This window comes from Pseudomonas sp. 58 R 3 (assembly GCF_900006605.1).
In the GTDB taxonomy this organism is placed as follows: Bacteria; Pseudomonadota; Gammaproteobacteria; order Pseudomonadales; family Pseudomonadaceae; genus Aquipseudomonas; species Aquipseudomonas salomonii.
The window spans coordinates 80,383-105,376 of record NZ_CVTT01000023.1; the positions used below are offsets into that span (position 1 = coordinate 80,383).

The following is a 24,994-nucleotide window of genomic DNA, read 5'->3' on the forward strand; positions in this document are numbered from 1 at the left end:
TTAGTTCGTCTTCTCATTTGACAATCATTATCATTCAGCATAATTTGTTGCCCGATGTGTAGGAGGCCTCAGCCAGGACGCCCTCCCCCAACTCTTTCGCAACAAGGTGATTTCCATGACGGAACAAGTATCCACAGGCAGGTGCGACTCACCCCTTTTGCAGGCATTCGTCGACAATCGACTTATTTTGGTGAAGATCGCCGCCCGGATTACCGGCTGCCGCTCACGTGCCGAAGACGTCGTGCAGGACGCCTACTTTCGGCTGCAATCAGCGCCGACCATCACCTCGTCGTTCAAGGCGCAATTGAGTTACCTGTTCCAGATCGTGCGCAACCTGGCCATCGATCACTACCGCAAGCAGGCCCTGGAGCTCAAGTATTCGGGGACGGAAGAGGAAGGCTTGAATGTGGTTATTCACGGCGCTTCACCGGAAACCTCGCATATCAACTTCAATACCCTGGAAAACATCGCCGACGCCCTGACGGAGCTACCCCAGCGCACCCGCTACGCGTTCGAGATGTACCGCCTGCACGGCGTGCCGCAAAAGGACATCGCCAAGGAGTTGGGCGTGTCCCCAACCCTGGTCAACTTCATGATTCGTGATGCGCTGGTGCATTGCCGCAAGGTGTCGGGCAGCCATAGCGATACGTTTGCGCGCAGGGTGTGAAGCTGTAGGGATATGTGGCGAGCAGGCTTGCCCTGCGTTGGGCGCGAAGCGGCCTCAATAAGGCCACCGCGTTCTTCCAATTAGTACCGAGTGTCTGGTTTTAGGGCCGCTTCGCAGCCCAACGCAGGGCAAGCCTGCTCGCCACAAAAAGCCTGCTCGCCACACCAAGCGTGCTCAACCCAGATAATCAGGGCACCGGCATCACATCAATGCGATACGGCTCGAAGATCTTCAACAGCTCCCCGCTGTCACGCAGGTGTTTGAGCAGCTCAGCGAACGCAGGCCCTGTGATCGGCGCTTTGGGGCGTACCAGCGCGTAGTGGTGATACACCTGGTCAATCCGCTCCGAGACCAGGAACTGCCCGGCCATGTCCGCGTTACGCACCATGAAATCGCTCAGGTACGAACGCGTGACCAGCGCAATATCGGCACGCCCGCGCGCCACCATCAGCAGGTTGCTGTCATGGGAGTAGGTCAACGTGGCGTTGAAGTGTTCGGCCATGTTCCTGGGGTCGGGGTTGAAACCGGCAAAGGCGTAGTGATAACCGCTGAACACCGCCAGGCGCTTACCGGCAAGGTCGGTGAAATAGCCTTGGTCGCGGCCGGGTTTACGTTGGGCGACGAAGATTTCTGCATCTTCCAGGCCCATGTCGACACTGGTGTGGGGAATACCCTGCCAACCCCAGTCGGGGTTTTCGAAGATGGCCATGTCGACCCGGCCTTGCTCGAAATCACGAAAGCGCCGTGGAATCGAGGTAGGCACCAGCACAAACCGGTAGTCGGTTTGCGCAGCGTTCAGGGCTTCTATCAATTGCGGCAATAAACCGGTGTCGGCGCCCTGCTCGGGCCGAACGGTGTAGGGCGGGAAGTGTGCGGCGCCGATCCTGACCCATTGCGCGGCCGACACCGGCAGCCACCACGCGGTGCCCAGTGCCCATATAGTCAGTCCTGCAGCCAGCCGCCATGGCGAAAACATTGAGGCACACACCGTTTAACACTCTGATGGCAATAAGCTAGGCGTTTTTGTCAGGTGAGACAACTTTCCGTCGGCAAATTAATAGCTTGCGCCTCAATCGGCTTTAAGCACCATCAACAGCGCCTGCTCGGCCAACTGCTCGAGGGTCAGGCTGCCTTCGGCGCGAAACCAGGTGGTGGTCCAGGACAAGGCGCCGGTCAGGAAGCGCCGAGTGATAAACACATCCCCGCGGATGTAACCCGCCGCCTTGGCCTCGCCCAGCACTTGCAGCCAGATGTCCTCATACACATCGCGCAGCGCCAGCACCTGGGCCTGGCCCTCGGCCGACAGTGAACGCCATTCGTAAACCAGCACCGCCATCGCCTCGCCACTGCCGCCCATGATCGACTGCAACTCGCAGCGGATCAGCGCCAGCACGCGTTCGCGCACGTTGCTGGCCTCTTCAAGTGAAGCGCGCATCATCGCGGTGTTGTAGTGGATGGTTTCCTCCATCACGGCACGCAGGATCTCGTCCTTGCTCTTGAAGTGATGAAAGATACTGCCGGACTGAATGCCCACGGCACTGGCCAGGTCACGCACGGTGGTGCGCTCGAAACCCTTGTTGCGAAACAGGTGAGCCGCGGTTTGCAGCAACTTGCCCCGGGCACTGTCGGGGTCGGTCAACTGGCCGCCGTCGACCATGGTGCGCATCACCCGCAGGGCTTTGTGCTCATCCATGCTGCTCTCCTTCATCTCTACTGACGTCTTGGGCGGCAATTTAGGCCGTGGCCGTCAGCCAAGCAAGCGCTTGGGCAAAACTTATGTCAACGGTTTACAAACCAAGCGCTTGCTTGGTAGTCTCGATGCCAGCCATCGGAGGAAGGATTTCTCATGAGCAAGACGGTTCGTATCGGCTGCGCCAGCGCCTTCTGGGGCGACACCTGCACGGCTGCCGCCCAACTGGTGCACGGCGGCGCCCTGGATTACCTGGTGTTCGACTACCTGGCGGAAGTCACGATGTCGATTCTTGCCGGTGCGCGGATGAAAGATCCCCAGGCCGGTTACGCCACGGACTTTGTCGAGGTGCTCACGCCGTTGCTCGGCGATATCCAGCGCCAGGGCATCCGCGTGATCAGCAACGCCGGCGGTATCCACCCCCACGCCTGCGCCGCCGCCCTGCAAGCGGCCTGCGACAAGGCCGATGTGCCGCTGAAAATCGCGGTGCTGCTGGGCGATGACCTGCAACCTCAACTCAAGCAACTGCACAACATCACCGATATGTTCAACGACGCGCCCCTGCCGCCAGTGTGCGTCTCGGCCAATGCCTACCTCGGCGCACCCGGCATTGCCCAGGCACTGGCGCTGGGCGCCGATATTGTGATTACCGGGCGCGTGGTCGACAGCGCCGTGGTCAGCGCCGCGTTGGTGCATGAATTCAACTGGTCGTGGCAGGACTACGACCGCCTCGCTCAAGCCGCGCTCGCCGGGCATATCATCGAATGTGGCGCGCAGTGCTGCGGCGGCAACTTCACCGATTGGCGTGATGTACCGGACTACGAGCACATCGGTTTTCCCATCGTCGAGGTCAGCGCCGACGGCCAATTCAGCGTGAATAAAGTCGCCGGCACCGGCGGGCTGATCAGCGAACTCAGCGTGGCCGAACAGTTGCTGTATGAAATCGGCGACCCGCGTGCGTATTTACTGCCCGATGTAATCTGCGATTTCAGCCAGGTCAACCTGCAGCAGCAAGGCAAAAATTGCGTGCGCCTGCACGGCGCCAAGGGTTTGCCGCCCACCGACCAGTACAAGGTCAGCGCCACTTACCCCGACGGTTTCCGCTGCACCGCCAGTTGCCTGATCGCCGGTATCGACGCGGTGGCCAAGGCCGAGCGAGTCAGCCAGGCGATCATCAACAAGACCTCGGAGCTGTTCAGCCAACGCGGTTGGGCGCCTTACACTGAGGTCAATATCGAACTGCTTGGCAGCGAAGCCACCTACGGCGCCCACACCCAGCGCCAGGATTGCCGCGAGGTGGTGGTGAAATTGGCGGTACGCCACCCGAGCAAGCAGGCCTTGGTGCTGTTCGCGCGCGAGATCGCTCAGGCGGCGACCGGCATGGCGCCCGGCTTGACCGGCATCGTCGGCGGCCGGCCGACGGTGTACCCGCTGATCCGGCTGTTTTCATTCCTGATCGACAAGTCATCCTGTACGCCGCTGGTCGACTTCCAAGGCGAGCGTCACGCCGTTGCGTTGCCTTCATCAGTGCCCATGCGCACACCCGCCGCACCGATCGATCCGCCCAAGCCCGAAGGCCGCGCCGACGCCAGTGTGCCCCTGGTGAAACTGGCCGTGGCGCGCTCCGGCGACAAGGGCAACCACAGCAATATCGGCGTGATCGCCCGCCACCCCGACTACCTGCCCTGGATTGCCGAAGCACTCACGCCGGAGGTGATCGTCGACTGGATGAGCCACGTGCTCGACCCACTTCACGGCCGTGTCGAGCGCTGGTACTTGCCCGGCAGCCACAGCTTGAATTTCCTGCTGGAAAACGCCTTGGGCGGCGGCGGCATCGCCAGCCTGCGCATCGACCCGCAAGGCAAGGCTTTCGCCCAGCAGTTGCTGGAAATTCCCATCGCCGTGCCGCAATACCTAGCCGATCAACTTTCCTAAAGGACCGTCGCCGTGGCCTTCGACTCGATCTTCAAAGCCGACCTGTTCCAGGGGCAAACCGTGATAGTCACCGGCGGCGGCAGCGGCATTGGCCGCTGCACCGCCCATGAACTGGCGGCCCTTGGCGCCAGCGTGATACTGGTGGGGCGCAAGCCGCAAAAGCTGCAAAACGTCGCGGCCGAAATCGCCGAAGACGGCGGCACCGCGCACTGGCAAGCCTGCGACATTCGCGATGAAGAAGCGGTGAAAGCGCTGGTCACGCAGATCCTCCGCGAGCACGGGCCGATCCATGGGTTGGTCAACAACGCCGGCGGCCAATACCCGTCGCCACTGGCGTCGATCAATCAAAAAGGCTTTGAAACCGTGCTGCGCACCAACCTGGTCGGCGGTTTCCTGATGGCGCGGGAAGTGTTCAACCAGTCGATGAGCAAGCACGGCGGCGCCATCGTCAACATGCTCGCCGACATGTGGGGCGGCATGCCCGGCATGGGCCACTCGGGCGCAGCACGTTCAGGGATGGACAACTTCACCAAGACCGCCGCCTTCGAATGGGGTTACGCCGGGGTGCGCGTCAACGCCGTTGCGCCGGGCTGGATCGCCTCCAGCGGCATGGACACCTACGAAGGCGCGTTCAAGGCGGTGATCCCCACCTTGCGCGAACACGTGCCGCTCAAACGCATCGGCACCGAATCGGAAGTCAGCGCGGCCATCGTGTTTTTGCTCAGCCCCGCCGCCGCCTTTATCAGCGGCAGCACCTTGCGCATCGACGGCGCCGCCAGCCTGGGCAGCCGCGCCTGGCCGCTGCACAAAGCGCAGCCGCCGAGCGAGGCGTTCAATGGTTTCCACCGTGCGTATTTGCCCGATGTGCTGAAGACGGAGCCCTAAACCATGCCGGTGATTGAAAGCCTGATCGACGCCCACAGCCCACAGTTCGCGCAAAACCGCGAAGCCATGCTCGCAAGCATCCAGCAGTTACGCCAGCTGGAGCACAACCTGCTCGCCAAAGCCCAGGAAGCCAAGCCCAAGTTCGACAAACGCGGCCAACTGTTGCCCCGCGAGCGCCTCAACCTGCTGCTGGACCCCGGCGCGCCGTTTCTGGAGTTGGCCAGCCTGGCCGGCTACAAACTCCACGACGACAAAGACGGCAGCGCCGCCGGTGGCGGTCTGATCGCCGGCATCGGCTACGTCAGCGGCGTGCGCATGCTGGTGGTAGCCAACAACAGCGCGATCAAGGGCGGCACCATTTCGCCGTCCGGCCTGAAAAAATCCCTGCGCCTGCAACAGATCGCCATGGAAAACAAACTGCCGGTGGTGACCCTGGCCGAAAGCGGCGGTGCCAACCTCAACTACGCGGCGGAGATTTTCGTCGAAGGCGCGCGCAGCTTCGCCAACCAGGCGCGCATGTCGGCCATGGGCTTGCCGCAGATCACCGTGGTGCACGGCTCGGCTACCGCTGGCGGGGCGTATCAGCCGGGGCTGTCGGATTACGTGGTGGTGGTGCGCGGCAAGGCCAAGCTGTTTCTGGCCGGGCCGCCGCTGCTCAAGGCCGCCACCGGCGAAGTCGCGACCGACGAAGAATTGGGCGGCGCCGAGATGCACGCGCAAACCGCCGGTACGGCCGAATACCTGGCGGAAAACGATGCCGACGGCGTGCGCATCGTGCGCGAAATCGTCAGCCTGCTGCCTTGGGATGATCGCCTGCCGCCTGTTCCACAACGGGCTTACAAGGAGCCGCTGTATCCGATTGATGAGTTGCTGGGACTGATCCCCGACGACCCGAAAAAACCCTACAACGTGCGCGAAATCCTCGCACGCCTGGCCGACGGCTCACACTTCCTCGAATTCAAAGGCGAATTCGATGCCCATACCGTCTGCGGCCACTTGCATATCCAGGGCCGCGCCGTCGGTGTGATCGGCAACAACGGCCCCATTACGCCCAAGGGCGCGAGCAAGGCGGCGCAATTTATCCAACTGTGCGACCAGAGCCGCACGCCGCTGTTGTTCCTGCACAACACCACCGGCTTTATGGTCGGCACCGAGTCGGAGCAACAAGGCGTGATCAAGCACGGCGCGAAGATGATCCAGGCGGTGGCCAATGCGCGGGTGCCTAAACTCACGGTAGTGGTCGGCGGCTCTTATGGTGCAGGCAACTATGCGATGTGCGGCCGTGGCCTGGACCCACGGTTTATCTTCGCCTGGCCCAACAGCCGCACGGCGGTGATGGGCGGCGCGCAGGCGGGCAAGGTGCTGCGCATCGTGACTGAGGCCAAGCAATTGAAAGACGGTTTGGTGCCCGACCCCAAGATGCTGGACATGCTCGAACAGGTCACCGCGCAGAAGCTCGACAGCCAGTCCACCGCGCTGTATGGCAGCGCCAACCTGTGGGACGACGGGCTGATTGATCCACGCGATACCCGCACGCTAGTGGGGTTCTTGCTGGACATCTGCCACGAGGCCGAGGTGCGCCAACTGCAGCCCAACAGTTTTGGTGTAGCGCGCTGATCGTTCCCACGCTCCGCGTGGTAATGCAGCCAAGGACGCTCCGCGTCCCAACAAGGAGAACAACCATGATCTTCACCCAGGAACACCAGGAACTGCGCCGCACCGTGCGTGCCTTCGTCGACCGCGAGATCAACCCGCATGTGAACGAGTGGGAAAAAGCCGGGCGCTTCCCCATTCACGAGATCTTCCGCAAGGCCGGCGACCTCGGCCTGCTGGGCATTTCCAAGCCGGAACAATTTGGCGGCATGGGCCTGGACTACAGCTACTCAATCGTGGCCGCCGAAGAGTTCGGCACCATTCACTGCGGCGGCATCCCCATGTCCATCGGCGTGCAGACCGACATGTGCACGCCCGCCCTCGCCCGCTTCGGCTCCGATGAGCTGCGCGATGAGTTCCTGCGCCCGGCCATCAGCGGCGAGCAGGTGGGCTGCATCGGCGTCTCGGAAACCGGCGCCGGCTCCGACGTGGCGGGGCTTAAAACCCACGCGCGCAAGGACGGCGACGACTACGTGATCAACGGCAGCAAAATGTGGATCACCAACTCGCCCAGCGCCGACTTTATTTGCCTGCTGGCCAACACCTCCGACGACAAGCCGCATATCAACAAATCACTGATCATGGTGCCGATGACCACCTCAGGCATCAGCGTCAGCCCGCCGTTGGAAAAGCTCGGCATGCACAGCTCCGAGACCGCCCAGGTGTTTTTCGACGGTGTGCGCGTGCCGCAACGCAACCGCATCGGCCACGAAGGCGCGGGGTTCATGATGCAAATGCTGCAGTTCCAGGAAGAACGCCTGTTCGGCGCGGCCAATATGATCAAGGGCCTGGAGCACTGCATCGACAGCACCATCGAATACTGCAAAGAGCGCCAGACCTTCGGCAAGGCGCTGATCGACAACCAGGTCATCCACTTTCGCCTGGCCGAGTTATCCACCGAAATCGAATGCCTGCGCGCGCTGGTCTACCAGGCCACCGAGCAATACATCAAAGGCCAGGATGTGACCCGCCTGGCCTCCATGGCCAAACTCAAGGCCGGGCGCCTGGGCCGTGAAGTCAGCGACAGCTGCCTGCAATACTGGGGCGGCATGGGCTTTATGTGGGACAACCCGGTGGCCCGCGCCTACCGTGATGTGCGGCTGGTGTCGATTGGCGGCGGCGCCGACGAAATCATGCTGGGCATCATCTGCAAATTGATGGGCACCCTGCCCGGGAAAAAATCATGAACACCCTGCTGCTCGAACCACACAACGGCGTGCTGCACATCACCCTTAACCGCCCCGCCAGCCGTAATGCGATGAGCCTGGAGATGGTCAACGAACTGCAGGCGGTCTTGGCACAATTGGACAGCCAGGTGCGCGCCGTGGTGATCAGCGGCGCCGGCGGGCACTTCTGTGCCGGGGCGGATGTGAAAGACATGGTCATGGCGGGCGGGCAGTTGCAGGCGCTGAACCGCGCCTTCGGCACCCTGTTGCAAGCCGTCGAAGCCGTGCCGCAAGTAGTGATCGTGGTGCTGCAAGGCGCCGTGCTGGGCGGCGGGTTTGGGCTCGCGTGCGTCAGTGATATCGCGATTGCCGACCACCAGGCGCAGTTCGGCCTGCCGGAGACCAGCCTGGGCTTGTTGCCGGCGCAGATTGCGCCGTTTGTGGTCAAGCGCATTGGCTTGACCCAGTCGCGGCGGCTGGCGCTGACAGCGGCGCGGTTTGATGGGGTTGAGGCACAGCGATTGGGCGTGGTGCATTACGTCGAGCGCGATGCACAAGCCTTGGCAGAGCGGCTGGATGAAGTGCTGGGGCAGGTGTTGCGCTGTGCGCCGGGGGCGAATGCGCGGACTAAAGCGCTGTTGCTCGCCAGCGTGGAACAGCCGGTCGGCCCGCTGTTGGATCAGGCCGCGCAGTGGTTTGCCGAGGCGGTGAGCAGTGAGGAAGGGATTGAGGGGACGCAGGCTTTTGTACAGAAGCGTAAGCCTGGGTGGTGCAAATGACGCTTTCGCGAGCAAGCCCGCTCCCACATTTTGATGTGTGAACCCCTTCAAATGTGGGAGGGGGCTTGCTCCCGAAGAGGCCAGCACGAACACCCCATCATCCAAGGGATAACCCCATGCCTGCATTCACCAAAATCCTGATCGCCAACCGCGGCGAAATCGCCTGCCGCATCCAGCGCACCGCCCAGGCCCTGGGTTACAGAACCGTCGCCATCTACAGCGACGCCGACGCCCAGGCCCTGCACGTGCAAATGGCCGACGAAGCCGTCCCTGTCGGCCCCGCACCCGTCAACCAGTCGTACCTCAACATTGCGGCCATTCTCGACGCCGCCAGACGCACAGGCGCCGACGCCATCCACCCAGGTTACGGTTTCCTCTCCGAAAACGCTGGATTCGCCCAAGCCTGCCTGGACGCCGGCCTCACCTTCATCGGCCCCAGCGTGGCCGCCATCGAGCTGATGGGCAGCAAACGCCAGTCCAAACTCGCCATGCTCGACGCGGGTGTGCCGTGCATCGCCGGTTACCAAGGCACTGCCCAGGATGACGCGACCTTGCAGCAAGAGGCTGAGCGCATCGGCTACCCGTTGATGATCAAAGCCAGTGCCGGCGGTGGCGGGCGTGGCATGCGCCTGGTCCACGGCAGCAGCCAACTGCTCGACCAACTGCGCACAGCACGCTCCGAAGCCCTCAACGCGTTTGGCAGCGACGAACTGATCCTCGAACAAGCCCTGATCGACCCGCGCCACGTTGAAATCCAACTGTTCGGCGACAGCCACGGCCACCTCATCTACCTGGGCGAACGCGACTGTTCGATCCAGCGCCGCCACCAGAAAGTCATCGAAGAAGCGCCCTGCCCGGTGATGACGCCCGCGCTGCGCCAAGCCATGGGCGAAGCGGCGCTGAAGGCCGGGCGTGCGGTCAATTACGTCGGTGCAGGCACGGTGGAGTTTCTGCTCGACCGCAACGGCCACTTCTACTTCCTGGAAATGAACACCCGCCTGCAAGTGGAGCACCCGGTCACCGAACTGATCACGGGGTTGGACCTGGTTGGGTTGCAACTGAACATCGCCGCCGGCGAACCGCTGCCGTTGCAACAGGCCGACGTGACCCTGACCGGCCACGCCATGGAAGTACGCCTGTACGCCGAAGACCCGGCCCAGGGCTTTTTGCCGCAAACCGGCGATGTGCTGCGCTGGGAACCGGCTGGCGGCGTACGCATCGACCATGGGGTGCTGGAAGGCCAGCGCATCAGCCCGTTCTATGACGCGATGCTGGGCAAAATCATCGCCCATGGCGCCACCCGGGAAGAGGCCCGGCGCAAATTGCTGCGCGCAGTGCAAGACACGGTGTTGCTGGGCATCACCACCAACCAGGCTTTGCTGGTGGACCTGCTCAGGCACGCGGACTTTATCGCGGGCGAGTTCAGCACCGGGTTTATCGCCGAGCACTTCAATCACATTCCGCGTCAGGCCGCGACAGAGGAGCAGGTCGCGCTGGCCGCCGCGCTGTTTTACCAACACAGCGCCAGCACCCACCGACAAGGCTTGTCGGGATGGCGCAACAACGCCGCCTGGCGCTATCGCCTGACGGTGAATGACGAGATGCAGGAGCTCGACCTCAGCGTACTGGAGGGCAACCACCTGCACGCCAACGGCATCGAGATCCACGACCTGACCACCGACGGCCGCTGGGCCACGCTGGTGATCAACGGCGTTCGCCGGCGCCTGCCCTATCACCTGGACGACACTCAACTCTGGCTGCCGGGCGTGAAGATCATCAACCACACCCAACAGGTCGCCAGCCGCCAGGCCGACGCCAGCACCGGCGTCGTCAAGGCGCCGATGGACGGCGCGATTGTCGATATCCGCGTGAGCGCCGGTGAACGCGTCAGCAAAGGCCAACTGCTGCTGGTGCTCGAAGCCATGAAAATGGAGCATCCGCTGACGGCCGGCATCGACGGTGTGATCAAGGGTGTGCAGGTCGTCGCAGGTGATCAAGTGCGCAATCGCCAGGTTTTGCTGGAGATCGAATAACCCCCTAGGCGGAACTACACGGCCCAGCTACGCTCTATCCCCATCAGGAAAGGACGAGTACGGGAACCTGCACCATGCCCCATTGGCTGATTATTGACCTTGAAGCCACAACGGATGAAGGCGGCTGGCCCGTGACGGAGATGGAAGTCATCGAGATCGGCGCCAGCCTGGTGAACCGCCAGGGCCGCGAGCTGGATCACTTCCAGCGCTTCGTGCGGCCGCTGCGCCGGCCCCTGCTGACGCCGTTCTGTCGCCAACTCACGCATATTACCCAGGCCAACATCGACGCGGCGGCGCCGATCACCGAGGTGTGGCCGTTGTTCGAGCGTTGGCTGGGCCAGCATCAAGCGCGCCTGGAAGGCTGGGCCAGCTGGGGCGACTACGACCGCGCGCAGCTTGAACTTGAATGGCAACGCCATGGCCTGACCAGCGCGCTCGCGCAGACGCCGCATGTGAACCTCAAGCAGCGTTTCGCCAAGGCCCGCCGGCTGGACAAGCCCCTGGGGCTCAACGGCGCGCTGCAATTGGCGGGGATGCAGTTCCATGGCCAGCAACATCGGGCACTGGAAGACGCGCGCAACACCGCACGCCTGCTGCCGTTGATTTTGCCGGTCTAGGCAGCTCCCCTGGCCTTGGGCATACTGGCTGACCTTTACAGACCCTTTTCCGAGGATTCACCCATGTTCAAAGTCAACGAGTACTTCGACGGCACCGTCAAGTCGATCGCTTTCGGCACCGCAGAGGGCCCTGCGACCATCGGCGTGATGGCCCCGGGTGAATACGAATTCGGCACCGCCCAGCGTGAAATCATGCACGTGGTGTCCGGCGCCCTGTCCGTCAAGCTGCCAGACGCCAACGCCTGGGAAACCTTCGCCGCCGGCAGCCAGTTCAATGTGCCGGCCAACAGCAAGTTCCAGCTGAAGGTCGCCGTAGACACCGCTTACCTGTGCGAATACCGCGGCTAAGGGTTACAGCGCAAAAAAAATGCCCGTCTCGCAGGAGACGGGCATTTTTTATTCCAGGATCGTCACGGGCATGCCGACGGCTAACTCGCCGATGCCGTCGTTGACCAGGTTCTGACCGAACATCACGTTACCGTCCTGCTCACGGTAGGTCTTGAGAGTCGCCAGCGGTTCGCGGTCGTCGTTGCGCTCGCCGCTGGCCGGGTCGATGGTGGTGAGGATGCAGCGCGAGCACGACTTGACCACGCGCAACTCCACATCGCCGATACGCAGGCGTTTCCAACCGTCTTCGGCGAAGGCCTCGCTGCCTTCAATCACTAGATTGGGACGGAAACGCAACATCTCCATCGGGCGGCCGATGCGCTGGGACAAGTCGTCCAACGAGGCCTGGCCGATCAGCAGCAAAGGGAAACCATCGGCAAAACCGACCTGATCGTCGTCCTTGCCATAACCCGCTTCAGTGGTACGTGCGCGTGCCAGCGGCACCTGCACCAACCGTGTGGGCTTGCCGATAAAGTCACTGACCCAGGCCGCCGCCGCATCGCCGGCATCCGGCACGCGCAGGGTGTCGCGCCAGATAGTGACGCCGCGCAACTCGGCATCGCTGCCCGGCAGCGCCACGTCCAGCGCGGCAAAGCCGGGTGAATTCAAGGTCAGGCCTCCGGCGCTGTTCCACAACGCCGACAACTGGCTCATCTTCGCCACCGCCCGCTGGGTCAGGAATCGCCCACTGGCTTCGTCCACCAGCATCCAGCGTCGATCCCCGTCCAGCCCGAGTTTGTCCAGGCCGATGCGTTGCAAGGTTTCGGCCTTGCCGGACTTCAAGGGGTAACGGTACAGCGCGCTGAGACGAAGCATGGGCCTGCATTCCTGGGAAACAAAGTGTCATCCTAAAGTCAGGCGGGCACTTCGTCCAACATCAAGCGTTGGCGCACCACATCCACCAGCTTGTCGGGCTGGAATTTGGACAGGAAGTTGTCGCAGCCGACCTTCTTGACCATCGAGTCGTTGAAGCTGCCCGACAGCGAGGTGTGCAGCACCACGTAAAGGCCACGCAGGCGCGGGTCGTTGCGGATTTCGGTGGTCAGGCGGTAGCCATCCATCTCGGGCATTTCGGCGTCGGTGAAGATCATCAGCAACTTGTCGGTCATGACCTGGCCGCTGTCGGCCCAGGCCTTGAGCATGTTCAGGGCCTTGAGGCCGTCGCTGGCAATGTGCATCTTCACGCCGAGTTGCCCCAGGGTGTCGCGCAGTTGCGAGAGGGCCACATTGGAGTCGTCCACCAGCAGCACTTCGCGGCCACGGGCACGTTCCAGCACCGGGTCTTCAAGTTTTTCACGCGAGACTTTGGCGTTATACGGCACGATTTCGGCGAGGACTTTTTCCACGTCGATGATTTCCACCAACTGGTCATCGACCTTGCTGATGGCCGTGAGGTAATGCTGGCGCCCGGCGCTGGCCGGTGGCGGCAGGATGGCTTCCCAGTTCATGTTGACGATGCGATCCACACCGCCCACCAGGAACGCCTGCACCGAACGGTTGTACTCGGTGACGATAATTGTGCTGTTCGGCCCCGGCACCAGCGGGCGCATGCCGATGGCCTGGGACAGGTCGATCACCGGCAGGGTCTGGCCACGCAGGTTGACCACGCCGCAGACAAACGGGTGACGCTGGGGCATCAGGGTCAACTTGGGCAGTTGCAGGACTTCCTGAACCTTGAACACGTTAATCGCAAACAGTTGCCGCCCGGCCAGGCGAAACATGAGGATCTCCAGGCGATTCTCACCCACCAATTGCGTGCGTTGATCTACCGTGTCGAGAATGCCGGCCATTAAAAGCTCCTGATGTGGGATTGTGCAGCTCACTTAAGGCTTGTTATCGGCGGCAAGCGCCAGACCTTGACCCTGGTAAAATGCCATGTAAATTCATTGATGTCACACTGACATCATGGTTTACTGCAATCTGCTCTCCAGACGGCAGTACAGCGACCTTGCGCGACCTTCAAATCGGCGCAGGGTTCCGCTGCGTAAGGGATTCCCCTATGCACAATCAGGCCCGACCTGATATTCGCGATATCTAATAGCCATTAATGTGACGCCATTCTCATTGCATGAATGGAGTCAGGCTTTTGTTTGCCATACCAAGCCCTCGGCCCACGGGTCTTCCAGACTTATACGTGGCGGCAACCAAAGTTGTGCAAATGACCCGAATGACCAGGGCCTTCCACGGATACTCTGATCATTCAAGTAACGGTCCTACTGGAATTTCAGAAGCAGGCTACAGATCTCAGTCACATTTCAGCGGTAGTTTTACGCCATTCACCCAGTGCGGCATCTCATCACCCGACCTTATGTTGCGGAGACTTGTATGATGAATAGCGCAAACGAATGGCAAACTGCACTTCCCGAGTTTCTGCTCGAAGCCGAAAAGCTGTTGGCCAAGTCAGAAGAGTGCTTGCACCATTTACATCTGATTCGCAATGACAGCGATGCCGTCGACTGCATAAAAACCAGCCTGGCCAAGCTCGCGGAAAAGGCCGAAGGCCTGGCCCTGCAGGCAATCAGCGAGTTTTCCCGACATATCCAATGCCTGATCGCCAACGCCGCCAGCCCCATGGAGCTGCATGACCAGGCGCTGAATGCCCTGCATGACTGCCTGACGTTACTGGCCTGGCAACTGGAACTGATCGACATCCGTACGGGCGAACTGACGCTGGACGACAGCGAACAAACCACACTGATCGCGACCGTCACCTTGCAGATCCCACAGAAAGACTTCACGCATAAACCACAACAGCGCGTACATCACGCGTCCTGAGTGCCGGCAGGTCGTATTTGATCGTCGAGTTATCTAAAAACGACCGTACATTAAGCGGTCGACAATGATGCGCGGGCTATATATCAATTAGCCATCACCGCACTATCGATACAAACAAACCCAATTAATATAATTACCCTGGGTAAACGGCTGACTCTTTTAACTACAGAGTCAGGTTCCTCGGCGTTTGGCGCAGATTAAACCGCACCGGGTAAGGCGCCAGGCGACCAACGGTAATAGTGGTGGTACTATGCCCCGCTCGAAGTGACTCAACTTCATCATGTATAAAAAAACGTTCCAGCACCGCATTCCACACAGAGCCCTGTCAGCCGCCATGACCGGTCTTCCCGCAGCGAACCTTCAGTGGCTCCATCCGCTATGTACGCCAGCCTAAAGTCACTCGTCGCATGGTCCGTGTCCCGCAGCAATGCCCGCCGCCTGGTCCTCGCCCTGTGCCTTTGCTCGCTGTTGGTCAGCCTGTGGGCCTACACCCGCGCCGCGCCGCTGCCCTTGCTGATACTGCTGCTCAACCTGGCCACCCTGGTGGTGGTGGGGCTGCAGCAGTGGCGCTCGCGCAAGTCGATCAAGTTCCAGCCGCAGGAACTGGCCGACCGTCTGCTGCAGGTCCAGGAAAACGAGCGCCACCGCCTCAGCCGCGAATTGCATGACGATATCGGCCAACTGCTGACCGCCGCCAAACTGCAAAGCGAATGGCTCAAGCGCCGCCTGCCCGACGACCTGCAAAGCCAATGCACGGTGTTATGCAATACCTTGAACGAAACCCTGGCCAAAGTGCGCGACGTGTCCGCCATCCTCAACCCCCGCCAGTTGGCCAGCCTGGGCCTTGAGGCAAGCCTGCGCGCGCACTTGCTCAAGACCCTGGAAAACACCTCGGTACACTGGAGCCTGGAATGCCAGCAGCGCCTGACCGGCATCCCGGAAGAAATGGCCGTGGCAGCCTTTCGCATCACCCAGGAAGCGGTGACCAATATGTTGCGCCATGCCCAGGCGCAGAATCTGCTGGTACGCCTGCAACGCCTGCCCGAAGGCCTGTCGCTGATGATCTGCGATGACGGCCTGGGCTTTTCACCGGCAATCAACCCAAGCCTGGAAGGCCAACGGGGCATGGCCGGTATGAGCGAGCGCATCGACCAACTGGGCGGTGCGTTGTCTGTCAGCAGCCAGCCAGGCAAAGGCACGCGCATCGAAGCGCTTTTCCCCTGGGCGCCCCGCGCCCTCGAACGGGCCAATTCCCCTAAGGTTCTCGAGTGACTTGCAACTTACTCCTGGTGGATGACCACGCACTGATCCGGGCCGGCGTACGCGCGCTGATCCAGGACATCCCAGGCTACAGCGTGATCGGCGAGGCCAGCGATGGCGCGCAATTGCTGGAGACATTCAGCGCCCTGCAGCCGGATATCGTGCTGCTCGACCTGTCGATGAAATACACCGGCGGCCTCGACGCGCTACAGCAACTCAAGGCGGCGTACCCCAAAAGCAAGGTGCTGATCCTGTCGATGCACACCGACCCGGAGCTGATCATGCGCGCGCTGGAGTCCGGCGCCCATGGCTACCTGCTCAAGGACACCACCGCCAGCGAGCTGGAACACGCTCTGCTGGCCTTGCGTAACAACGAGCGCTACCTGAGCCCTGCGATTGCCCACACGGTGATCAACCAGGCGCTGATCCGCAGCCAGGGGCCGATCTCCCCCGCCGCCGACAGCCACAACCTCACGGCGCGCCAGCTGGAGATCCTGCGCCTGATCGTGCGCGGCAAGTCCACGCGGGAAATCGCCCAGGGCCTGGGCTTGAGCATCAAAACGGTGGAAGCGCACCGCTCGCAGATCATGAAACGCCTGCAGATCTTCGACGTGGCGGGCCTGGTGTTATTCGCCGTTCGCGAGCAGATCATCAGCCTGGACGACTAACGGCGAACCCAGCGGCAAATGCACGCGCAGGGCCTTGGGCAGCGCGGAAAAACGCAGGTCATCGCCTTTCAATGGCTCGCCATCAAGGTTGATATACAGCCCTTCGGCCACCTTGATCTCGACCCAGGGCAGACGCGCACGCACAAACATATTGTCCAGGCCCCAGCCGTCACTCATCAGGGTCATCAGCGTGCCCACCACTTCCTGGGGCGCCGGCAAAATACTGATATCAAGCAAGCCATCATCGGCCAGCGCGCCGGGGCACAGCACATGCCCACCGCCCGCCTGGCGGCCGTTGCCGATACCCAGCGCAAGCAAATCGCCCTTCCAGTGAAAGCCCGGCCCTTCCAGCTCGCCATACGCCGCCTTCAACTCGCTGAAACGCGACAGTCCGGTGAACAGATACGCGGCGCCGCCCAACACTTTTTTCAGGTCTTCCGACGTATTGGCGGTGACCTGGCTGCCAAAGCCGCCGGTGGCCATATTGAGGAACATCTGCCCACCGGCCTGGCCGAGGTCGATGGCCCTGGGCGGCACATCCAGCAGCGCCAGCGCACTTTGAGGTTCCAGCGGCACACCGGCGGCGCGGGCGAAGTCATTGGCGGTGCCCAGCGGCATCAACACCAGGCTGGCGTCGGTCTTGGCCAGGGCCATGGCCTCGGCCACGTCGCGCAAGGTGCCGTCACCACCACCGGCGATCAAGTGGGTATAGCCGTCGGCCAAGGCTTCATTGACCAGGCGCTGGGCATCGCCGCCCTCCCACGTCACCCGCACCGCCAGCTCCCAACCCTGCTCGCGCCGGGCCTGCACGGCAGCGCGCACGTCCTCATTGAGGGCTTGCTTGCCGTGCAGGATCAACAGTGCTTTGGGGGTGGTCATGGGGTCATTCTCCTGGGTTCAAGGGTTCCTGAAGGATGTGGACCTTTGCGGAGGAGAAAAAAGTCATTCGCTTGAAAATTAATTTGCCGCTGGGTTACGCCCATTTCCAAGCCTGCGATTAAAAACCGACTACATTAAAACCATTGGTGCAGCGTTTACCGCTGGTGAGTCGCCACAATTTTTGCTCAGGAGAGCCGGAATGAAGGACGACTCAACAGACGATAAACCTGCAATCACCGCCCCTTTGGCCCGCCGGGACTTTCTCGGCAAAACCGGCCTGCTGGTTGGCAGCGCGGCAATCGGTGCGGCGTTTGGCCCGCTGGCACGCGCGGCACAACCCACCGCTTTTGCAGATGAACAACTGGAAGTGCCGGCCTGGACCAAAAACTTGGGCGGCCCCACCGGTGTGCCCTACGGTAAACCGTCCAGCTTTGAGACGCAGACGGTGCGCACTCTCTACCCTGGGCTTACCGAGCGCATGTCGGCCTACAGTACTTCGCCTTTGCAGGAACTGGACGGCATCATCACGCCCAACGGGCTGTTTTTTGAACGCCACCACGCCGGTGTGCCAGCGATTGACCCGGCCAGGCACTTCCTGGTGATTCATGGGCTGACCGACACTGCCCTGCTGTTCACCCTGGATGAGCTACGCCAGTTCCCTGCCGTCTCACGCATCCACTTCATCGAATGCTCGGGCAACCCTTCATTCCTGCCGCCCTGGGGCAAAACCGCCGCTGAAGTCGCAGGCCTGGTCAGCTGCGCCGAGTGGACCGGCGTGCCGTTAAAAGCCCTGCTGCACGCGGCAGGCCTCAAGCCTGAGGCGAAATGGATTGTGGCAGAGGGCGCCGATGGCGCCGCCATGAACCGCAGCCTGCCGCTCGACAAATGCCTGGATGACGTATTGGTGGCCTACAGCCAGAACGGCGAAAGGCTGCGCCCCGAACAGGGTTACCCCCTGCGCCTTATCGTGCCGGGTTACGAAGGCAATACCCACATCAAGTGGCTGCGCCGCCTGCATGTCACCGATGCCCCGGCGTACAGTCGTGAGGAAACGGCCAAATACACCGACTTGATGCCGGATGGGCGGGCCAGGAAGTTCTCCTTCGTGATGGAATGCAAGTCAATCATCACTGCCCCGTCCGGCACCCAGACACTCACCCGCAAAGGCCTGCATGAACTACGCGGAATCGCCTGGAGCGGCAACGGCACAATCACCCGCGTGGACGTGTCCGTCGACGGTGGGAACAACTGGTATGCGGCCACGCTGCAGGCGCCGGTGCTGAACAAATGCCTGACGGTGTTTCGTGCGCCCTTCGAATGGCAGGGCAAAGCAATGCTCATCATGAGCCGCGCCATTGACGAGACCGGCTACGTGCAACCCAGCCTGGAACAACTGAAAGCCGTGCGCGGGGACTTTTCGTTTTACCACAACAACGCCATCCAGCCCTGGCGCATCAACGCCAATGGGGAGGTGAGCAATGGCCGTGCATAAGCTTACCGCCATCGCATTGGGGTTACTGGGCATCGGCGTGGTTGCGTGCGCATCGACGGCGCCGAAATCCGACTTAGGGCAGCCGGTGACAGAGCACTACATTGCCAGTTGGACCATCGACGTCGCGCCCGATGGCAAAAACCTGCCCGCCGGGCAAGGCACGGTCATGGAAGGCGAAAAGGTCTATCAAACCGCCTGCCTTGGCTGCCACGGCGCCCACCTCGAAGGCGGCACAGGCCCGGCATTAGTCGGCGGTGCCGGCTCGCTGCCCACGCCCAAACCGGTAAAAACCGTCGGCAGTTACTGGCCCTACGCAACCACCCTGTTCGACTATGTCAGGCGCACCATGCCCTTTCAGCAACCACAGTCGTTGAGCAATGATCAGGTGTACGCCGTGGTGGGTTATATCCTCAACAAAAACCAGATAGTGGAAGCGAACGCCACGCTGGATGCTGCCACCCTCACCCATCTGAAGATGCCCAATCGCGATGGATTCTACGTCGACGACAGGCCGGATGTGCGTGTGGAGCCTTGCTATAAGGATTGTCTCGGTAACCCGAAAACACGTTGATGTGCTTTTGGGCTTGGTATTGTGCAGGTTGAGTGGTGTGCATATCCGTTGCTGCGGTAACGGCGGCTTAGGGTTCCGCCCTGACGGCGGCTCACTTTTGCAAGGACGCAAAGTAAGCAAAAGGTCCTCGCCCCAACACTCGGTGCCTCGCTATGCCTCGGCATGCCGGCAATCCGACAGCAACAGCAACAGCAACAGCAACAGCAGAGCCATACTCGGTCAAAGGTGGGAGCGGGCTTGCTCGCGAATGCGGTTTATCAGTGACAGATGAATTGACTGACACACCGCATTCGCGAGCAAGCCCGCTCCCACATTTAGACCGCGTTGCATCAGGTAGATAGGCTTTTGCTTCAACCACTCAGGTCGGCTTTCAGGCCGCCGTGCTGTAGATCTTGATCTTGATTTTGATCTGAGGCGCCCCGTCAACCACGATGGCCGAACGCAGGCTTGAATCCGTGGGTAACCCGGCAGGACGCCGGGTTAGCCGCGGATTCAAGCCTTCGTTCTGGCATGCCGAGCCTAGGCGAGGCACCGAGTGGTGGGGCGAAGACTTTTTGGTTACTTTTGTCTGGGCCGGCATTCCGGTCTTTACAAAAGTGACCCGCCGTCAGGGCGGAACCCTAAGCCGCCGTTACCGCAGCAACGGATATGTACACCGACGAACCGCCATCGCAGGCAAGCCAGCTCCCACAGTTGGACAGAGATGTCTCAATGGATCGGGCCAATCAGCTCTTGTGCAACTTGCTCATCAACTGCGCCTCAGCCTGGGTCAACCCACACGACTGCGTCAACTCATCCACCGTCGCACCCATGCCGACCAATTTAGCCGCCTGGGCAAACGACAAGCTTGAAGGATCACGCTGCTCAATCTGCGCCAACTTATCCGGCAATGGCCCAAGAATCGCGCGCAGTTCATGCACCTCATCCCCAACCTTCACCGCAGTTTGCTGGAAGTGATCCACACGCTTGACCAGATCCAGAATCCGCCGGTCACGCACCGCATCGCGCTCGGCCTGTTGCACGGCCAACTCCCGTTGCTGGCGCATATAGCGCAGCAGGAATGCCAACGTCCCGGCCCACAGCAGGGCCAGGACAATCACCACCGCATCAAGAAACAATCAGATGTTCTCCAGATCCGACCATTCTTCTTCGCTCATCATCTTGTCCAGCTCAACCAGAATCAGCAGTTCGCCGTTCTTGTTGCACACGCCCTGGATAAACTTGGCCGATTCTTCATTGCCCACGTTCGGCGCGGTCTCAACTTCCGACTGACGCAGGTAAACCACTTCAGCCACGCTGTCGACCATGATCCCGACCACTTGCTTGTCGGCTTCGATGATCACGATACGCGTGTTGTCGTTGACCTCGGTCGGCACCAGACCAAAACGCTGGCGGGTGTCGATCACCGTTACCACGTTGCCGCGCAGGTTGATGATGCCCAGCACGTAGCTCGGCGCACCCGGCACCGGAGCGATCTCGGTGTAGCGCAGCACTTCCTGCACGCGCATCACGTTAATGCCGTAGGTTTCATTGTCCAGTTTGAAGGTAACCCATTGCAGGATCGGATCATCCAAACCTTGTGCGGACGCTGACTTGTTCATACCCCTGACCCCTTCAGTGTGTGCTTCTTCGACCGCGCAACCGCACGGCCCTTATTGTTCAATCAACTGCGTTTGTTCTGTGGCATCGTCTTGACCGCACCGCTGGCGATCAACTCGGCCAGTTCGGCGACGTCGAGCAACGCGCACATATGTTCAATCACGGTGCCCGCCAGCCAGGGCCGTTGGCCCCGTTGGCTGCGCCACTTGATTTCATTCGGGTCCAGGCGCAACGAGCGGCTGACTTGATGCACCGCCAGCCCCCATTCGTAGCCCTGCACCGAGATCACGTATTGCAAGCCCTGGCGAAAGTCATCGCGGTAGCGGTCGGGCATCACCCAGCGCGCCGTGTCCAGCACCTTGAGGTTGCCGGCCTGGCTGGGCAGGATGCCGAGGAACCACTCCGGTTGCCCGAACAGCGGCGTCAACTCCTGGCCTTCCAGCGAGTAAATCGACCCCAGGCATACCAGCGGCACCGCCAGGGTCAACCCGGCGACGTCGAACAGCAGGCACTCGAACGGCTCGGCCGCCCACGCCGGGCGACCATCGCCCGTGGCCGGTGGTGGCGTGATGCTCGGCGGCAAATGCACTTCCACCACCGGTTCAACCACCACGGGCGCAACCACCACGGCCACTGGCACAATCGGCACCACCACATGGGCATCACGCGCCTGCTCTTCCAGCACCGCCAGTTGGAATTCATCCAGAGCGCTTTCAGGTTCGATTACAGCAGGTTCAAGTACCAGAATCGGTTCCGGCAACTCCTCGGCCGTCGCTTCCTGCAACAAGGCGTCCAGGTAGGACTCCAGTGCCAGTTGCGGCCGGGTCTTAAGCTCAACGGGACGGTTCATCACGCCACCTGCGCCACAAGTTGCTGGGACAGCAAATGTTTGAGCAACGCACGGTAAGCCAGTACGCCACGGCTCTTGCCGTCGAACTGCGACGGCGTGAGCCCGGCACGGCTGGCGTCACGCAGGCGCGTGTCCACCGGAATGTAGCCGTTCCAGATCGTTTCCGGGTACGCATCGCGCAACACCCGCAAGGTGCCCAGCGACGCTTGGGTACGGCGGTCGAACAGAGTCGGGACAATGCTGTACGGCAGCGCCTGTTTGCGCGAACGGTTGATCATCGCCAAGGTGCTGACCATGCGCTCCAGGCCTTTGACCGCCAGGTGTTCGGTCTGCACCGGGATCACCAACTGCTGGCTGGCCGCCAAGGCGTTGACCATCAGCACGCCCAGCAACGGCGGGCTGTCGATAATTGCGTAGTCGAAGTCCTGCCACAGTTGCGCCAGGGTCTTGGCGATCACCAGGCCCAGGCCGCTCTGCCCTGGCGACTGGCGCTCAAGGGTCGCCAGCGCGGTGCTCGACGGCAACAGCGAGATGCTCTCGTTGCTGGTGGGCAGCAGCAATTGCCCCGGCAAATCTGCCGGTACGCTGCCCTTGTGCAGGAACAGGTCGTAGCAGCTGTGCTCCAGCGCATCCGGGTCATAGCCGAAATAACTGGTCATCGAGCCGTGCGGGTCCAGGTCGACCACGACCACACGCTTGCCCGCCTCGGCCAGCAAGCCGGCCAGGGCGATGGACGTGGTGGTCTTGCCGACTCCACCCTTTTGATTGGCAACTGCCCAGACTCTCATTCAGTTGGTTCCTCCCGGTAGGCTAAGGCGCGACCGAGACATTACATAACATTATTGAGCCGGCGACGGAGAATTGACGGCGCTCTGACGAACCGGCGGCTTAACGGTTGGCGGTGCAGTTTGTGTGCCAGCCCGCTTCAAGGCCGCATCCGGTGTTGCATTGGCAGTACCGGTGCCGGTCAGGCTGCGGCGTACATCCAGGTTACGTGACACCACCAGCACCACCCGGCGGTTGCGCGCGCGGCCTTCGGCGGTGGCGTTATTGGCCACCGGCTGGAACTCACCGTAGCCCACCGATGCCAGGCGCCCAGGGTTAATGCCCTGCATCGCGAGCATGCGCACGATGCTTGAGGCCCGTGCCGAGGACAGCTCCCAATTGGTCGGGTACTGCGCAGTGCTGATCGGGAAGTTGTCGGTAAAGCCTTCGACGTGGATCGGGTTCTCAAACGGTTTGAGAATCGCCGCCACCTTGTCGATGATGGTAAACGCCTGATCGCTCGGCAACGCATCGGCGCTGGCGAACAGCAGGCTGGAATTAAGCTCGATCTCCACCCACAACTCGTTGCCGCGCACGGTCATCTGGTTGGATTTGATCAAGTCGCCAAACGCTGCGCTGATGTCATCGGCGATGCTTTTGAGCGGGTCGCTGGTGCCACCGATGCCGGCGGCGGTTTCGTCGCTGTCATTGACCAGCGGCTTGGCCGGCGTCACGGTCTTGGGCCGCTCGTCGCCAATCGGGATCGGCTTGAGCGAGCGGTCGGTGTCGTTGAATACGCCCACCAGCGCCTGGGAAATAATCTTGTACTTGCCTTCGTTGATCGACGAGATGGAGTACATCACCACAAAAAACGCGAACAGCAAGGTGATGAAGTCGGCGTAGGACACCAGCCAGCGTTCATGGTTGACGTGCTCTTCAGGCTCGCGGCGGCGACGGCTCACAATCGACTCCCTCCCATCAATCCATGAAGCCCTGAAGCTTCAATTCGATGGAGCGCGGGTTCTCACCCTCGGCAATCGACAAAATGCCTTCCAGCAGCATTTCGCGGTAACGCGACTGGCGCATGGCGATCGACTTGAGCTTGCTGGCCACCGGCAACAACACCAGGTTGGCACTCGCCACGCCGTAGATGGTCGCGACAAAGGCCACGGCAATGCCGCTGCCCAGCTGCGACGGGTCGGCCAGGTTGCCCATCACGTGGATCAGGCCCATCACCGCACCGATGATGCCGATGGTCGGCGCATAGCCGCCCATGCTTTCAAAGACTTTGGCGGCGTTGATATCGCGGCTTTCCTGGGTGTAGAAATCCACTTCCAGAATGCTGCGAATCGCCTCGGGTTCGGCGCCATCGACCAGCAGTTGCAGGCCTTTGCGCGCGTAGCTGTCGGGCTCGGCATCGGCCACGCCTTCCAGGCCCAGCAGGCCTTCCTTGCGCGCGGTGAGGCTCCAGTTGACGACACGGTCAATGCCGCCCGGCAAGTCCACGCGTGGCGGGAAGATGATCCACACCAGAATCTGCATGGCACGCTTGAAGGAACTCAGCGGCGACTGCAACAGCGCCGCGCCCACGGTGCCGCCAATCACGATCAGCGCCGCCGGGCCATTGGCCAAGGCGCCGAGGTGGCCGCCTTCCAGGTAATTGCCGCCGATAATCGCGACAAACGCCATGGTGATGCCAATCAGGCTCAAGACATCCATCAGAGGCAGGCCTCCACCAGATGTTTGCCGATGTCGTCCAGGCTATAAACCGCGTCAGCCAGGTCCGCCTTGACGATGGCCATGGGCATGCCATAGATCACGCAGCTGGCTTCGTCCTGGGCCCAGATCGCGCTGCCGCCCTGCTTGAGCAGGCGTGCGCCTTCACGGCCGTCGGCGCCCATGCCGGTGAGTACCACCGCCAGAACTTTGTCGCCGTAGGACTTGGCCGCCGAACCGAAGGTGATATCCACACACGGCTTGTAGTTCAGGCGCTCATCGCCCGGCAGGATTTTGATCGCGCCACGACCATCGACCATCATCTGCTTGCCGCCCGGTGCCAGCAGCGCCAGGCCAGGACGCAGGATGTCGCCATCCTCGGCTTCCTTGACGCTGATGCGGCACAGCTTGTCCAGGCGCTCGGCGAAGGCCTTGGTAAAGGCGGCGGGCATGTGCTGGATCAACACGATCGGCGCCGGGAAGTTGGCCGGCAGCTGGGTCAGCACGCGCTGCAAGGCAACCGGGCCGCCGGTAGACGTACCGATGGCCACCAGCTTGTAGGCTTTGCGCTTGGGCGCAGGCGAATGCGCGCTCGCTGCCGGGGCAC

Annotated in this window: 26 protein-coding genes; 14 read left to right on the plus strand and 12 right to left on the minus strand. The window is 61.6% G+C overall.

The window, feature by feature from the left end:
• Nucleotides 1-115 precede the first annotated feature (115 nt).
• Nucleotides 116-667 (plus strand): RNA polymerase factor sigma-70, encoded by a 552-nt coding sequence (locus tag BFP92_RS02435; RefSeq protein ID WP_005789991.1) that lies wholly within the window; start codon nucleotides 116-118, stop codon nucleotides 665-667.
• A 187-nt stretch (nucleotides 668-854) separates the two neighbouring features.
• On the opposite strand, the gene BFP92_RS02440 is transcribed toward BFP92_RS02435, so the two are convergent.
• Nucleotides 855-1,643, minus strand: a complete 789-nt coding sequence (locus tag BFP92_RS02440; RefSeq protein ID WP_065911514.1) for a substrate-binding periplasmic protein — start codon at nucleotides 1,641-1,643, stop codon at nucleotides 855-857.
• Between the two features lie 93 nt (nucleotides 1,644-1,736).
• A complete protein-coding gene (locus tag BFP92_RS02445; protein WP_065911516.1) occupies nucleotides 1,737-2,360 on the minus strand; it encodes a TetR/AcrR family transcriptional regulator in 624 nt (207 codons plus the stop codon).
• A gap of 153 nt (nucleotides 2,361-2,513) precedes the next feature.
• On the opposite strand from BFP92_RS02445, the gene BFP92_RS02450 reads away from it, so the two are divergent.
• The 8 genes from BFP92_RS02450 to BFP92_RS02485 all read left to right on the plus strand — a co-directional run bounded on the left by BFP92_RS02450 (nucleotide 2,514) and on the right by BFP92_RS02485 (nucleotide 11,773).
• Nucleotides 2,514-4,292: an acyclic terpene utilization AtuA family protein gene (locus tag BFP92_RS02450; protein ID WP_065911519.1), complete on the plus strand. Its 1,779-nt coding sequence runs from the start codon at nucleotides 2,514-2,516 to the stop codon at nucleotides 4,290-4,292.
• A gap of 12 nt (nucleotides 4,293-4,304) precedes the next feature.
• Nucleotides 4,305-5,177: an SDR family oxidoreductase gene (locus BFP92_RS02455; RefSeq protein ID WP_065911520.1), complete on the plus strand. Its 873-nt coding sequence runs from the start codon at nucleotides 4,305-4,307 to the stop codon at nucleotides 5,175-5,177.
• 3 nt (nucleotides 5,178-5,180) lie between these two features.
• Nucleotides 5,181-6,794, plus strand: coding sequence for a geranyl-CoA carboxylase subunit beta (atuC, locus tag BFP92_RS02460; RefSeq protein ID WP_065911522.1), 1,614 nt, complete (start codon nucleotides 5,181-5,183; stop codon nucleotides 6,792-6,794).
• Nucleotides 6,795-6,859: 65 nt separating this feature from the next.
• Nucleotides 6,860-8,017, plus strand: a complete 1,158-nt coding sequence (gene atuD, locus BFP92_RS02465; RefSeq protein WP_065911524.1) for a citronellyl-CoA dehydrogenase — start codon at nucleotides 6,860-6,862, stop codon at nucleotides 8,015-8,017.
• The gene (locus BFP92_RS02470; protein ID WP_065911527.1) at nucleotides 8,014-8,775 is read left to right on the plus strand and encodes an enoyl-CoA hydratase/isomerase family protein; all 762 of its coding nucleotides are present in this window, start codon (nucleotides 8,014-8,016) and stop codon (nucleotides 8,773-8,775) included. The genes atuD and BFP92_RS02470 overlap by 4 nt, the downstream gene beginning before the upstream one ends.
• 116 nt (nucleotides 8,776-8,891) lie before the next feature.
• On the plus strand, nucleotides 8,892-10,808 hold the full coding sequence (locus BFP92_RS02475; RefSeq protein ID WP_065911528.1) for an acetyl/propionyl/methylcrotonyl-CoA carboxylase subunit alpha: 1,917 nt from the start codon (nucleotides 8,892-8,894) through the stop codon (nucleotides 10,806-10,808).
• 74 nt (nucleotides 10,809-10,882) lie between these two features.
• Nucleotides 10,883-11,425 carry a 3'-5' exonuclease gene (locus BFP92_RS02480; protein WP_065911530.1) on the plus strand — a complete coding sequence of 181 codons (543 nt, stop codon included), beginning with the start codon at nucleotides 10,883-10,885 and terminating at the stop codon, nucleotides 11,423-11,425.
• Between the two features lie 63 nt (nucleotides 11,426-11,488).
• Nucleotides 11,489-11,773 (plus strand): pyrimidine/purine nucleoside phosphorylase, encoded by a 285-nt coding sequence (locus BFP92_RS02485; RefSeq protein ID WP_010566373.1) that lies wholly within the window; start codon nucleotides 11,489-11,491, stop codon nucleotides 11,771-11,773.
• Nucleotides 11,774-11,821: 48 nt separating this feature from the next.
• Here the strand turns inward: BFP92_RS02485 and BFP92_RS02490 are convergent, their stop codons facing one another.
• Both BFP92_RS02490 and BFP92_RS02495 read right to left on the minus strand, forming a co-directional pair.
• Complete coding sequence (locus BFP92_RS02490) at nucleotides 11,822-12,628, minus strand: MOSC domain-containing protein (protein WP_065911532.1); 807 nt, start codon at nucleotides 12,626-12,628, stop codon at nucleotides 11,822-11,824.
• Between the two features lie 38 nt (nucleotides 12,629-12,666).
• Nucleotides 12,667-13,602 (minus strand): chemotaxis protein CheV, encoded by a 936-nt coding sequence (locus tag BFP92_RS02495; RefSeq protein ID WP_017134971.1) that lies wholly within the window; start codon nucleotides 13,600-13,602, stop codon nucleotides 12,667-12,669.
• A gap of 535 nt (nucleotides 13,603-14,137) precedes the next feature.
• Here BFP92_RS02495 and BFP92_RS02500 point away from each other — a divergent pair.
• The 3 genes from BFP92_RS02500 to BFP92_RS02510 all read left to right on the plus strand — a co-directional run bounded on the left by BFP92_RS02500 (nucleotide 14,138) and on the right by BFP92_RS02510 (nucleotide 16,515).
• Nucleotides 14,138-14,587, plus strand: coding sequence for a hypothetical protein (locus BFP92_RS02500; protein ID WP_170875815.1), 450 nt, complete (start codon nucleotides 14,138-14,140; stop codon nucleotides 14,585-14,587).
• 378 nt (nucleotides 14,588-14,965) lie between these two features.
• Complete coding sequence (locus tag BFP92_RS02505; protein ID WP_065911534.1) at nucleotides 14,966-15,859, plus strand: sensor histidine kinase; 894 nt, start codon at nucleotides 14,966-14,968, stop codon at nucleotides 15,857-15,859.
• Nucleotides 15,856-16,515 (plus strand): response regulator transcription factor, encoded by a 660-nt coding sequence (locus BFP92_RS02510; RefSeq protein ID WP_056861073.1) that lies wholly within the window; start codon nucleotides 15,856-15,858, stop codon nucleotides 16,513-16,515. The genes BFP92_RS02505 and BFP92_RS02510 overlap by 4 nt, the downstream gene beginning before the upstream one ends.
• On the opposite strand, the gene yegS is transcribed toward BFP92_RS02510, so the two are convergent.
• Nucleotides 16,474-17,394, minus strand: a complete 921-nt coding sequence (yegS, locus tag BFP92_RS02515) for a lipid kinase YegS (protein WP_065911540.1) — start codon at nucleotides 17,392-17,394, stop codon at nucleotides 16,474-16,476. The genes BFP92_RS02510 and yegS overlap by 42 nt on opposite strands.
• Nucleotides 17,395-17,593: 199 nt before the next feature.
• Between yegS and soxC the strand changes: the two genes are divergently transcribed.
• Both soxC and BFP92_RS02525 read left to right on the plus strand, forming a co-directional pair.
• A complete protein-coding gene (gene soxC, locus BFP92_RS02520) occupies nucleotides 17,594-18,886 on the plus strand; it encodes a sulfite dehydrogenase (protein WP_065911542.1) in 1,293 nt (430 codons plus the stop codon).
• Nucleotides 18,873-19,457, plus strand: coding sequence for a c-type cytochrome (locus tag BFP92_RS02525; protein ID WP_065911544.1), 585 nt, complete (start codon nucleotides 18,873-18,875; stop codon nucleotides 19,455-19,457). Before soxC ends, BFP92_RS02525 begins: the two co-directional genes overlap by 14 nt.
• Nucleotides 19,458-20,182: 725 nt before the next feature.
• On the opposite strand, the gene BFP92_RS02530 is transcribed toward BFP92_RS02525, so the two are convergent.
• The 7 genes from BFP92_RS02530 to cheB form a co-directional block, all read right to left on the minus strand.
• Nucleotides 20,183-20,575, minus strand: coding sequence for a DUF2802 domain-containing protein (locus BFP92_RS02530; RefSeq protein WP_065911546.1), 393 nt, complete (start codon nucleotides 20,573-20,575; stop codon nucleotides 20,183-20,185).
• Entirely contained in the window at nucleotides 20,576-21,058 is a 483-nt protein-coding gene (locus BFP92_RS02535; RefSeq protein ID WP_056861068.1) for a chemotaxis protein CheW, read from the minus strand.
• A 62-nt stretch (nucleotides 21,059-21,120) separates the two neighbouring features.
• On the minus strand, nucleotides 21,121-21,906 hold the full coding sequence (locus BFP92_RS02540) for a CheW domain-containing protein (RefSeq protein WP_065911548.1): 786 nt from the start codon (nucleotides 21,904-21,906) through the stop codon (nucleotides 21,121-21,123).
• Nucleotides 21,906-22,694: a ParA family protein gene (locus BFP92_RS02545; RefSeq protein ID WP_065911550.1), complete on the minus strand. Its 789-nt coding sequence runs from the start codon at nucleotides 22,692-22,694 to the stop codon at nucleotides 21,906-21,908. Before BFP92_RS02545 ends, BFP92_RS02540 begins: the two co-directional genes overlap by 1 nt.
• 51 nt (nucleotides 22,695-22,745) lie before the next feature.
• Complete coding sequence (gene motD, locus BFP92_RS02550) at nucleotides 22,746-23,633, minus strand: flagellar motor protein MotD (RefSeq protein ID WP_065911552.1); 888 nt, start codon at nucleotides 23,631-23,633, stop codon at nucleotides 22,746-22,748.
• A gap of 16 nt (nucleotides 23,634-23,649) precedes the next feature.
• Nucleotides 23,650-24,390, minus strand: coding sequence for a flagellar motor protein (locus BFP92_RS02555; RefSeq protein WP_005790033.1), 741 nt, complete (start codon nucleotides 24,388-24,390; stop codon nucleotides 23,650-23,652).
• On the minus strand, nucleotides 24,390-24,994 hold a 605-nt coding region (gene cheB, locus BFP92_RS02560), incomplete at its 5' end, for a chemotaxis-specific protein-glutamate methyltransferase CheB (protein WP_139114025.1). The genes cheB and BFP92_RS02555, both read right to left, overlap by 1 nt.

Excerpts from the sequence above, each read along its gene's own strand:
- BFP92_RS02435 (WP_005789991.1), top strand. The coding sequence starts at position 116 with ATGACGGAACAAGTATCCACAGGCAGGTGCGACTCACCCCTTTTGCAG.
- BFP92_RS02440 (WP_065911514.1), bottom strand. The coding sequence starts at position 1,643 with ATGTTTTCGCCATGGCGGCTGGCTGCAGGACTGACTATATGGGCACTG.
- BFP92_RS02445 (WP_065911516.1), bottom strand. The coding sequence starts at position 2,360 with ATGGATGAGCACAAAGCCCTGCGGGTGATGCGCACCATGGTCGACGGC.
- BFP92_RS02450 (WP_065911519.1), top strand. The coding sequence starts at position 2,514 with ATGAGCAAGACGGTTCGTATCGGCTGCGCCAGCGCCTTCTGGGGCGAC.
- atuC (WP_065911522.1), top strand. The coding sequence starts at position 5,181 with ATGCCGGTGATTGAAAGCCTGATCGACGCCCACAGCCCACAGTTCGCG.
- atuD (WP_065911524.1), top strand. The coding sequence starts at position 6,860 with ATGATCTTCACCCAGGAACACCAGGAACTGCGCCGCACCGTGCGTGCC.
- BFP92_RS02470 (WP_065911527.1), top strand. The coding sequence starts at position 8,014 with ATGAACACCCTGCTGCTCGAACCACACAACGGCGTGCTGCACATCACC.
- BFP92_RS02475 (WP_065911528.1), top strand. The coding sequence starts at position 8,892 with ATGCCTGCATTCACCAAAATCCTGATCGCCAACCGCGGCGAAATCGCC.
- BFP92_RS02480 (WP_065911530.1), top strand. The coding sequence starts at position 10,883 with ATGCCCCATTGGCTGATTATTGACCTTGAAGCCACAACGGATGAAGGC.
- BFP92_RS02485 (WP_010566373.1), top strand. The coding sequence starts at position 11,489 with ATGTTCAAAGTCAACGAGTACTTCGACGGCACCGTCAAGTCGATCGCT.
- BFP92_RS02490 (WP_065911532.1), bottom strand. The coding sequence starts at position 12,628 with ATGCTTCGTCTCAGCGCGCTGTACCGTTACCCCTTGAAGTCCGGCAAG.
- BFP92_RS02495 (WP_017134971.1), bottom strand. The coding sequence starts at position 13,602 with ATGGCCGGCATTCTCGACACGGTAGATCAACGCACGCAATTGGTGGGT.
- BFP92_RS02500 (WP_170875815.1), top strand. The coding sequence starts at position 14,138 with ATGATGAATAGCGCAAACGAATGGCAAACTGCACTTCCCGAGTTTCTG.
- BFP92_RS02505 (WP_065911534.1), top strand. The coding sequence starts at position 14,966 with ATGTACGCCAGCCTAAAGTCACTCGTCGCATGGTCCGTGTCCCGCAGC.
- yegS (WP_065911540.1), bottom strand. The coding sequence starts at position 17,394 with ATGACCACCCCCAAAGCACTGTTGATCCTGCACGGCAAGCAAGCCCTC.
- soxC (WP_065911542.1), top strand. The coding sequence starts at position 17,594 with ATGAAGGACGACTCAACAGACGATAAACCTGCAATCACCGCCCCTTTG.
- BFP92_RS02525 (WP_065911544.1), top strand. The coding sequence starts at position 18,873 with ATGGCCGTGCATAAGCTTACCGCCATCGCATTGGGGTTACTGGGCATC.
- BFP92_RS02535 (WP_056861068.1), bottom strand. The coding sequence starts at position 21,058 with ATGAACAAGTCAGCGTCCGCACAAGGTTTGGATGATCCGATCCTGCAA.
- BFP92_RS02540 (WP_065911548.1), bottom strand. The coding sequence starts at position 21,906 with ATGAACCGTCCCGTTGAGCTTAAGACCCGGCCGCAACTGGCACTGGAG.
- BFP92_RS02545 (WP_065911550.1), bottom strand. The coding sequence starts at position 22,694 with ATGAGAGTCTGGGCAGTTGCCAATCAAAAGGGTGGAGTCGGCAAGACC.
- BFP92_RS02555 (WP_005790033.1), bottom strand. The coding sequence starts at position 24,390 with ATGGATGTCTTGAGCCTGATTGGCATCACCATGGCGTTTGTCGCGATT.